An 11,157-nucleotide genomic window follows, 5' to 3' on the forward strand; every position below is an offset into this window, starting at 1 on the left:
ACGCCGTAATGCATTGTGATCAATGAGATAGATATGGTGCATTAACGAAGTCTAACGCACCCTACGAATATCGGATAATTTATTTTTTGGTATTTTTTTAAATTATGAATTGTTTCACCCATCTGGGAATACTAGATATAGAAATCGTCAGGATTTAGCAGTATGGTTCCGACTCTAGTTACTATTCCCGGATATCAAGTTAACGAACAACTTTATAATGGTTCGAGAACCCTAGTTTATCGCGGTTATCGAGAAACTGACTCCTTAAGAGTAGTGATTAAACTGCTGAAAAATCCTTATCCCAGTTTCAGCGAATTGGTGCAGTTTCGCAATCAATACACCATTAGCAAAAATCTCAACTCACCCCTAATCATCCAAACCTACAGCCTAGAACCTTACCAAAATGGTTATGTGTTGGTGATGGAAGACTTTGGGGGGATTTCTCTTAAAGAATGGGGAACAGGGAAAAGTCTACGAAATCTCACGGAGTTTTTACAGATAGCGATCGCACTGTGCAATACCTTAGATTTATTGTACCGCGATCGGATTATTCATAAAGACATCAAACCCGCGAATATTCTCATTAATCCCGAAACAAAACAAGTTAAATTAATTGACTTTAGTATTGCATCTCTACTACCACGAGAAACTCAAACGCTCATCAGTCCCAATGTGTTAGAAGGGACACTCGCTTATATTTCCCCAGAACAAACAGGAAGAATGAATCGGGGCATTGACTACCGGACTGATTTTTATTCTTTAGGTGTAACTTTCTACGAATTACTTACAGGAAAGTTACCTTTTGCGTCAAACGATCCAGTGGAGTTGGTACATTCTCATATTGCAAAACTTCCGCCAAATATGAATAAACCTCACCCCAACCCTCTCCGAAGTTCGGAGAGGGTGCTAAAGGCGGGTGAGGTTGATTTGACTATTCCCCAAGTTCTCTGTGATATTGTGATGAAATTGATGGCAAAAAATGCCGAATCCAGATATCAGAGTACCTTGGGATTGAAGTTTGATTTAGAAAATTGTTTACATCAGCTACAAAAAACTGGTATAGTAAAGGATTTTGAGATTGCGAAACGGGATGTGTGCGATCGCTTGATGATCCCCGACAAACTTTATGGACGAGAAACCGAAATATCAACCCTACTCCAAGCATTTGAGCGAGTCAGTCTTGGTGCAACAGAAATGATGCTGGTAGCTGGGTTTTCAGGAATTGGTAAAACTGCCGTTGTCAACGAAGTTCATAAACCAATTGTGCGGCAACGCGGTTATTTTATCAAAGGTAAATATGACCAATTTCAACGCAATATTCCCTTTTCTGCATTTGTGCAAGCATTCCGAGATTTAATGGGGCAACTGTTAAGCGAAAGTGATGCACAAATTCAACAATGGAGAAACCAAATATTAGAGGCTGTTGGAGAAAATGGACAGGTAATTATTGAAGTCATCCCCGAATTAGAAATAATTATTGGTGAACAACCACCCGCCATAGAATTATCAGGAACGTCTGCACAAAATAGATTTAATTTATTATTCCAAAAGTTTACCCAAGTCTTTACCAGCTTGGAACATCCATTAGTGATGTTCTTAGATGATTTGCAATGGGCAGATTCGGCATCGCTGAAATTAATGCAGTTATTAATGGCTGATACAAGTCATCTGTTCTTAATTGGTGCCTATCGTGATAATGAAGTCAACCCAGCACATCCTTTGATGTTGACTTTGAGCGAGATTCAAAAAAAACAAGCAACGATTAATACAATTACTTTAGCACCACTAAGTAAAGAGCAAGTAAATCAATTAGTTGCCGATACACTGAAATGTCCAGAAACTTTGGCATGGACTCTTTCTCAATTAGTGTATCAAAAAACTCAAGGTAATCCGTTTTTTGCCACCCAGTTTCTCAAAGCATTGCATCAAGATAATCTCATTCAATTTGATTTTGAGTTAGGCTGTTGGCAATGTGACATTGTGCAAGTGATAACTCTTGCACTTACAGATGACGTTGTTGCTTTTATGGCATTTCAATTGCGAAAATTGCCACAATCAACTCAAAACAGATTGCGATTAGCTGCTTGTATTGGGAATCAGTTTGATTTAGCAACTTTGGCAATTGTTTCAGAACAATCCGAGGTAGAGACGGCTACAGATTTGTGGAAAGCATTAATTGAAGGGTTGATTTTACCGCTCAGTGATGTTTATAAGTTTTATGTTGGGCAAGAAAGTCTGGCACGTACACCGGAAAATCAAGAGCCTGTTACATACAAATTTTTACACGATCGCGTTCAGCAAGCTGCTTATTCTCTGATTCCTAACGATCAGAAACAGTTCACTCATCATCTTATTGGAAACTTGCTCCTAGAGAATCTCTCACAGGCAGATCAAGAACAGCAGCTTTTTGAAATTGTCGGTCATCTTAACATCGGCAGTTCATTCATTGTTGATCCCTCGAAACGTGAAAAACTTGCACAATTAAATTTGACCGCAGGAAATAAAGCAAGAAACTCTACTGCTTATGAAGCTGCCTCTAACTACTTCGCTACTGGTATTGATTTATTAGCTACGGATTTTTGGAAGAAGCAGTATCAGCTATCACTGGAATTATTTCTACAAAGAGCCGAAGCTGAAACTATTTCAGGTCATTTTGAATCAGCATCTCATTTAATTGAAACAATTCTTGATGAAACGGATAACTTACTCGATCGATGTGCAGCTTACGAGCTAAAGATGCGACTGAATATTGTCTGTGGAGAACCTCAGATAGCAATCGATATAGCCTTAGTTGCCATAAAACTATTAGGCATTAAATTAGAATCCGAACCTCCGATCAGTGTTGATTTTGATCAACTATTGAACCTACCGGAGATGAGTGATCCCGCAAAGCTCAAAGCAATGGAAATTCTAATTTCGGTCAGTCCTGCTGCCTATACCACCCAACCCGAATTAATGTTGCCAGTAACCCTTACCATGCTCAAACTATGCAATCAGCATGGTAATTCACCGATTGCGGCCTTTGGCTACGGTTTGTATGGTGTCTTACTCTGTGGGTTTATGGGTAATATTGAATTGGGTTACCAATTTGGTCAGCTTTCGCTCAAAATCCTTGAGAAATACAATGCTCATTTCCTGAAAAGTAAGGTATATCAACTCTTCTATGCACATGTATGTGGCTGGAAAGAGCCAGTTTCCGCAACCATTGATGGTTTGCTAGAGTCCGTTCAAAGCGGATTAGACACTGGGGATGTAGAATATGCCCTGTACGGCTTGAAAGATTACTGCATTTATTATTTTCTAACAGGTGCATTTCTTGATGATGTAGATGAGATATACAAAAAATATAAAAATCTCAGCCGCAACATTGAGCATGTACATAATGAAATTGCAATTTGGCAACAAATAGAATTAAACCTCAAAGATTTTTCTGATGGAGATGTACTGATTAGCCTTGAAAATCTCAATGAGGAAGATACATTTCAGTACTTGAAAGAGAAGCAACAAAATATAGTTTTGTTTGCTGCTTACTTTGCCAAATGTCAACTTTACTACTTCAAAGGTGATTACGCGAAAGCCATTGAAAATGCAAACAAAGCGAACACTTACATTGGCTTTGTAATTGGTAAAATCTATACCACAGTTCATAACTTTTATTTCTCGCTGGCATTATTAGGACTTGCCCAAACATTAGAACCAGCACAACGCTTGGTATACCTCAATCAAGTCGAGGAGAATCAAAATCAACTGCAAGTCTGGGCTAATCATGCCCCAATGAATTTTCTTCACAAATTTCATCTCGTCAAAGCTGAAATTTGCCGAATTCTGGGAGATTACAGGGAAACGATCGACCTCTATGATCGCGCTATCTTAGGAGCCAAAGAGAATCAATTTCTTAACGAAGAGGCCTTAGCTAATGAACTGGCAGCCAGATTTTATCTGGAATGGGGCAAAGAAAAAGTCGCTCAAGCCTACATAACTGAAGCATATTACTGTTATTCCCGTTGGGGAGCCAAAGCCAAAGTTGCCGACTTGGAACGACGCTATCCCCAACTGCTTGCTCCGATATTACAACAAACCCGTTCTCAGTTCTCCACTAGCGAAACTATTTTCGCCTTGGAGAGTGTCACATCCCTCAGTTCCGCTACTTCCAGCAGTAGCAGTGTCTCTGTAGCTTTAGATTTAGCTGCCATTCTCAAAGCTTCCCAAGCGATCTCAGGCGAAATCGAACTGGAAAAACTGCTGGCATCGTTACTTAGAATCGTCATTGAAAATGCGGGGGCTGATAAATGCGTGTTAATGCTCTTGGAAGACGATCGCCTATTGATCAAAGGGTCAATTACCGAAGGGTCGGAGCCAGTAGTGTTGCAGCGCCTTCTGGTTGAGGACAGCCAGGATATTCCCCTCAGACTGATTTACAAAGTGAAGAACAACAGGCAGAGTGTTTTGCTGCTTGATGCGACGGCTGATCTGACCTTAGCCAATGACCCATATATCATACGTCAGCAGCCTAAGAGTATCTTGTGTAGCCCGATTTTGCATCAAGGGAAACTGCTGGGCATTTTATATCTAGAAAATAATTTAGCGACGGGGGCGTTCACAAGCGATCGCGTCGAACTGCTGAATTTACTTTGCGCTCAAGCGGCAATTTCTCTAGAAAATGCCCAACTTTATCAGCGATCGCAGAACTATGCCCAACAGCTAGAGCAGTCATTCGCCGAATCGCAGCAAAAATCAGAAGATTTGCAACAAGCATTGCAAGATTTACAACAGGCTCAATTACAAATGGTGCAAAGTGAGAAAATGTCTGCGTTGGGTAATTTAGTTGCTGGTGTCGCTCACGAAATGAATAATCCCCTCGGTTTTATTGCTGCCAGTCTAAAACTTGCTAAACCTACCTTTGCGGATATTATCGAACACTTGAAACTCTATCAAGAAAATTTCCCCAACAAGAGTGAGGAAATTATTGACCACGCCGAAGAAATCGACTTGGATTATAGTTTATCAGACTTGCCCAAGATGCTTGATTCCATGTCTATGGCGTGCGATCGCCTCAAAAATATCAGCACTAGTTTACGAACTTTCTCCCGTGCCGATCAAGATTACAAAGTACCATTTAACATTCATGAAGGCATTGATAGCACAATTTTAATTTTGAAACATCGTCTCAAGGCTAATGAACTACGTCCCGTGATTGAAGTTGTCAGCAACTACGGGAATTTCCCTCAAGTAGAATGTTTCCCCGGTCAATTAAATCAGGTGTTTATGAATCTGATAGCTAATGCTATTGATGCCTTAGATGAATCTAATCATGGACATTCTTTTGAGGAAATTAAAGCCAATCCTAACTGCATTACAATTACAACTTCAGCAGCAGATAATTTAGTGAAAATTGCGATCGCTGATAATGGTAAGGGGATGAATGAATCAGTGAAACAAAAGATTTTTGATCACTTATTTACTACAAAAGCTGTGGGTAAAGGAACGGGATTAGGATTAGCGATCGCCAAGTCTATTGTTGAATCAACCCACGGCGGAAAATTGAGTTTTAACTCTGTTTTGGGTGAGGGGACAAAATTTATAATTGAAATTCCACTGTAAAGTCTTGGTATTGTTAGTAAACAGCTGCATATATTCGGGAACACTAAACCTAGAAATCTTGAGAATTTAGCAGTATGGTTAGCACTCTAGTTACTATTCCCGGATATCAAGTTAGCGAAGAACTCTACAATGGTTCCAGAACCTTAGTTTATCGTGGGTATCGAGAAACTGACTCCTTAAGAGTAGTGATTAAACTGCTGAAAAATCCTTATCCCAGTTTCAGCGAATTGGTGCAGTTTCGCAATCAATACACCATTACCAAAAATCTCAACTCACCTCTAATCATCCAAACCTACAGCCTCCAAGCCTACCAAAATGGTTATGCGTTGGTGATGGAAGACTTTGGGGGGATTTCTCTCAAGGATTGGGGAATGGGGAATGGCGAGTGGGGAGTGGGGGAAAGCGTAGAATCTCTGATAGAGTTTTTAGAAATTGCGATCGCACTCTGCAACACCTTAGATATATTGTATCGAGAACGGATTATTCATAAAGATATCAAACCCGCTAATATTCTCATTAACCCAGAAACCAAACAGGTTAAATTAATCGACTTTAGTATTGCATCTTTACTACCACGGGAAACACAGACACTAATCAATCCCAATATATTAGAAGGGACACTCGCTTATATTTCCCCAGAACAAACAGGAAGAATGAATCGGGGGATTGACTACCGGACTGATTTTTATTCTTTAGGTGTCACGTTCTACGAGTTACTCACGGTAGAATTGCCATTTCGATCGAACGATCCGATGGAGTTGGTGCATTGTCATATTGCAAAAACTCCCATTCCAGTCCATGAGATAAATTCCCAGATTCCGTTAGTTTTATCGGCAATAATCAATAAATTGATGGCGAAGAATGCAGAAGATCGCTATCAAAGTGCGTTGGGGATAAAGCACGATCTAGAGATTTGTCTAAGTCAATGGGAAGCCACTGGAAATATTGCATCTTTTGAAATTGGGCAGAGAGATATTAGCGATCGCTTTACCATCCCCGAAAAGCTTTACGGTAGAGAAACCGAAGTAGCAAGCCTCCTCCAAGCCTTTGAAAGAGTAAGCCTTGGTAGCACAGAAATGATGCTAGTAGCAGGTTTTTCTGGAATTGGCAAAACTGCCGTTGTCAATGAAGTCCATAAACCTATTGTTCGGCAACGGGGTTATTTTATTAAAGGAAAATACGACCAATTCCAGCGCAACATCCCCTTTTCTGCCTTTGTCCAAGCCTTCCGAGATTTGATGGGACAATTGCTATCAGAATCAGACAGTCAATTAAACATCTGGAAAAGCAAGATTCTGGAAGTTGTGGGCGACAATGGACAAGTTTTGATTGAGGTGATTCCCGAACTAGAACAGATTATCGATCCTCAACCGACGGCTACAGAACTATCAGGAAGTGCCGCCCCAAATCGATTTAATCTGCTGATCCAGAAATTTGTAAAAATATTCACCAGCGTTGAGCATCCTTTAGTGATGTTTTTAGATGATTTACAGTGGGCGGATTCCGCATCCTTGAACCTCCTGCAATTGTTGATGGTAGAGACAGGACATTTATTGATATTGGGTGCGTATCGAGATAATGAAGTGTCACCAGTTCACCCCTTTATCTTAACAGTGGATGAGATTATGAAAACTGGGGCAGTGGTGAATACAATTACGCTGCAACCCTTGAGTCTGACGGATATGAATCAGTTGGTGGCAGATACGCTGAATTGCGAATTATCTCTAGCTCAACCTTTAACAGAATTAGTCTATCAAAAAACTAAAGGTAATCCATTTTTTGCGACGCAATTTCTCAAAGCCTTATATGAAGATAAGCAAATTACCTTTGATTGGGAAGCTCACCATTGGCAGTGCAATATTGCTGAAGTTCGAGCCTTAGCCATCAGCGATGATGTGGTGGAGTTTATGGCGTTGCAATTGCAGAAATTGCCTACTGAGACTCAGAATATGCTCAAACTAGCAGCTTGCATTGGGGCGCAATTTGATTTGCATACCTTGGGAATTGTTGCCGAAAAATCTCTAGAGGAGGCGGCGACAACGTTATGGAAAGCTTTGCAAGAAGGCTTAATTATTCCGAATACGGAAATCTATAAGTTCTTTATGCAGTCTGACAATGCATCTATTTCTGATGCCGCAGCGAATCCCACTTATCGGTTTTTACACGATCGCGTTCAACAAGCTGCTTATTCCTTGATTCCTGATCAGCAAAAGCAAGCAGTCCATCTCAAAATTGGACAGTTACTTCAGAAAAACTTTTCCGAAATAGAACGAGAAGAAAAACTATTCGATATTGTCGGACATTTGAATCGAGGACAGGCATTAATTAATCAACAGCAGGAACGGGAAGCCTTAGCTAAACTCAACTTAAAAGCTGGCGGTAAAGCCAGAAGTTCTACTGCATACGCCGCCGCCAGAATCTATCTCGAAACTGGAATTGATCTCCTAGAAGTCGATTGTTGGCTTCTTCAGTATGATTTGACCCTAAATCTCTATGTCGCGGCTAGCGAAGCCAGCTATTTGAATGGTGACTTTCAGGGTATGGGGCAAATGTCAGCACTGGTGTTGCAGAATGCCCAGACGATTTTAGACAAAGTAAAAATTTACGAGATTCAAATTATCGCCCTGACTGGCCTTGGCCAGATGTTGGAGGCGATCGCAGTTGGCAGAGAGGCTCTAGCACAATTGGGGGTAGAACTCCCAACGGAAGTAGACGAAGCCAAGATTGGCGTAGCCTTAGAAAACCTGAACCATCAACTAAACGGCAGACAGCTGGAAGAACTGGTTGATTTGCCATTGATGAGCGATCGCACATCTCTGGCAGCGATGCAACTGTTAGGAGTATTGTTTAACCCGATATTGCAGGGAAATCCGCGTTTACTGCCTTTTTTAAGCACAACAATGGTAGGTTTATCCCTCCAGTTTGGGAATGCGCCAGCATCTATGGTAGGGTATGCGATTCACGGGATATTGCTGTGTACTGTTGTCCAAGATGTGAAAACGGGCTATAGATTTGGTGAAGTGGCATTGAATTTACTAGATCGATTCAATTTATCGGAACTCAAATCTTTAGTTCTATTGTTGTTTGGGTTATTGATTCAGCATCGGCAGGAAGCTTTCTTAGCAGTATTACCAACCCTGAAAGCTGGCTATACCGCAGGTATAGAAACTGGCGATTTTCTCAACGCTGGCTACAACATAGGCGTTTACATAAATACTAAATTTTTCGCTGGAGGAGAATTAGACACCTGTGAAGTTGAAGCAGCCAATTACAGTGCTCTGATGGCGCAGGCAAAACAATATTCTTCTCAAGGCTATTTAGATATGCAGCGGCAGATGCTGAGGAACCTTAGGGAAACCGTGAGCCAACCAGATTGCTTAGTTGGAACTGCCTACAATGAAACGGTGATGCGTCCTAAGCACCAGCAAAAGAATGAATTAAGTGCGATCGCGGTTGGCTACCTATATAAATTATTGCTTGCATACATCTTTGGTTATTATAAAAACGGACTAGACTACATCGCTCAAAGCAAACCCTATCTGCTTTCGGAAGCAGGCGTGATTTCTATTCCCATTTTCCATTTCTATGGCGCTTTGACGCAATTGGCAATCTTCCCCATGCAGTCAGAAACTGAGCAAGCGGAAATTTTGGCTCAAGTAGAAACCGATCAAACCACGCTGCATCAGTGGGCGCAAAATGCTCCGATGAATTATCTGCATAAATGGCATTTAGTTGAGGCAGAAAAGTGTCGGATTTTGGGCAACAAAGCAGAGGCGATGGAACAATACGATCGCGCCATTTCCCTCGCCAAAGAAAACCAATTCCTCAACGAAGAAGCTCTTGCGAACGAACTCGCGGCTAAATTCTATCTCGATTGGGGCAAAGAAAAAATCGCTCAAGTCTACATGACAGAAGCTTATTATTGTTACGCCCGTTGGGGAGCAAAAGCCAAAGTAGTTGATTTGGAAACCCGCTATCCGCAACTACTCGTCACAATTTTGCAAAAACAGCAACCATCTTTCAAACCGACGGAAACGATGATTTCTGTCTTCTCTCAGACGATCCAAACTTCGACATTGAATAATACTAGCCTCTCAGAAGCCCTCGATCTAGCAACCATTCTCAAAGCCTCTCAATCTTTATCGAGTGAAATTGAGTTGGATAAATTACTCAAGACTCTACTTGATGTGATACTCAAAAATGCGGGAGCTGATAAATGTGCGTTGCTGATGCCAAAAGGCGATGTCTACGACGGGCTACGCCTACGCTGGGTAATTGAAGCCCTCTCCCAACTCGAACAGCCTACCATTGTCTTGCGTTCGCTCCCCTTTGATAATGGTCAAACAGTACCCGTTACCCTAATCAATCGTGTCAAAAATACCCTCTCCTTGACGGTGATTGATAATGCAGGTATCGATCCCAGCCTAGCAGCTGACCCTTATATTATTCACCATTTACCCAAGAGTATTCTCTGTGCGCCAATTCTCAACCAAGGCAAGTTGATTGGCATTTTATACCTAGAAAATAACCTGACAGTGGGAGCATTTACGCGCGATCGCCTAGAAGTTTTGCACCTATTAATATCCCAAGCAGCAATCTCCTTAGAGAATGCTCGGTTATACACGGAACTAGAAGACAGGGTACAAGAACGCACCCAAGCATTAAACCAAAAAAATGACCAACTGCAAGCAACCTTAAAAGAACTAAATCGCACCCAGACACAGATGGTGCAAACTGAAAAAATGTCAGCTTTGGGACAACTGGTAGCAGGAATTGCTCACGAAATTAACAACCCCATTAGCTTTATTTATGGAAATCTGAATCACGTTCATCAATATACACAAGACCTATTAAGCATCTTAAATTCCTACCAAAACCACTATCCAAATCCACCGAAATCCCTGGAAACAGAACTAGAAAAACTAGAATTTAACTTCTTAAAAGAAGATTTAGATAACATACTGGAATCGATGAGATTTGGTTCTGATCGGATTCGACAAATTGTCCTATCTTTACGTAATTTTTCGCGATTAGATGAATCAGAATACAAGGCTGTGAATCTCCATGAAGGCATTGATAACACCTTAATGATTTTGCAACATCGACTCAATTTACAAGAACGTACAGCGATTGAAATCGTGAAAAACTATGGCGAACTGCCCTTGGTAAAATGCTACGCCAGAGAAATTAATCAAGTGTTTATGAATCTGCTTATGAATGCAATTGATGCGGTAGAGGATAGCAATCGTGGCCGCAGTTTTCAGGAGATGACTACCAACCAAAATCGGATTTTAATTAGTACTAAAAAGACAGAACAAAACCAAGTACAGATTATCATTGCTGATAATGGAGTCGGCATTCCAGAAGAGATAAAACTGAGCTTATTCAATCCCTTTTTTACCACTAAAGCTGTCGGTAAAGGAACAGGGTTGGGACTAGCGATCGCTTGTCAAATTGTTGAATCAACCCACGGCGGAAAATTGAGTTTTAACTCTGTTCTAGGTGAGGGGACAAAATTTATAATTGAAATTCCACTGTAAAGTCTTGGTATTGTTA

General features: G+C 41.0%; 2 protein-coding genes. Both read left to right on the plus strand.

Annotated elements, in window-relative coordinates:
- The first annotated feature begins 162 nt into the window (after nucleotides 1–162).
- On the plus strand, nucleotides 163–5,601 hold the full coding sequence (locus HWQ41_RS33410) for an ATP-binding sensor histidine kinase (RefSeq protein ID WP_292772439.1): 5,439 nt from the start codon (nucleotides 163–165) through the stop codon (nucleotides 5,599–5,601).
- 74 nt (nucleotides 5,602–5,675) lie between these two features.
- Complete coding sequence (locus HWQ41_RS33415; RefSeq protein WP_292772441.1) at nucleotides 5,676–11,141, plus strand: ATP-binding sensor histidine kinase; 5,466 nt, start codon at nucleotides 5,676–5,678, stop codon at nucleotides 11,139–11,141.
- The last annotated feature ends 16 nt before the right edge of the window (nucleotides 11,142–11,157 follow it).

This window comes from Nostoc sp. NOS(2021) (genome assembly GCF_017115025.1).
Lineage (GTDB): Bacteria > Cyanobacteriota > Cyanobacteriia > Cyanobacteriales > Nostocaceae > Nostoc.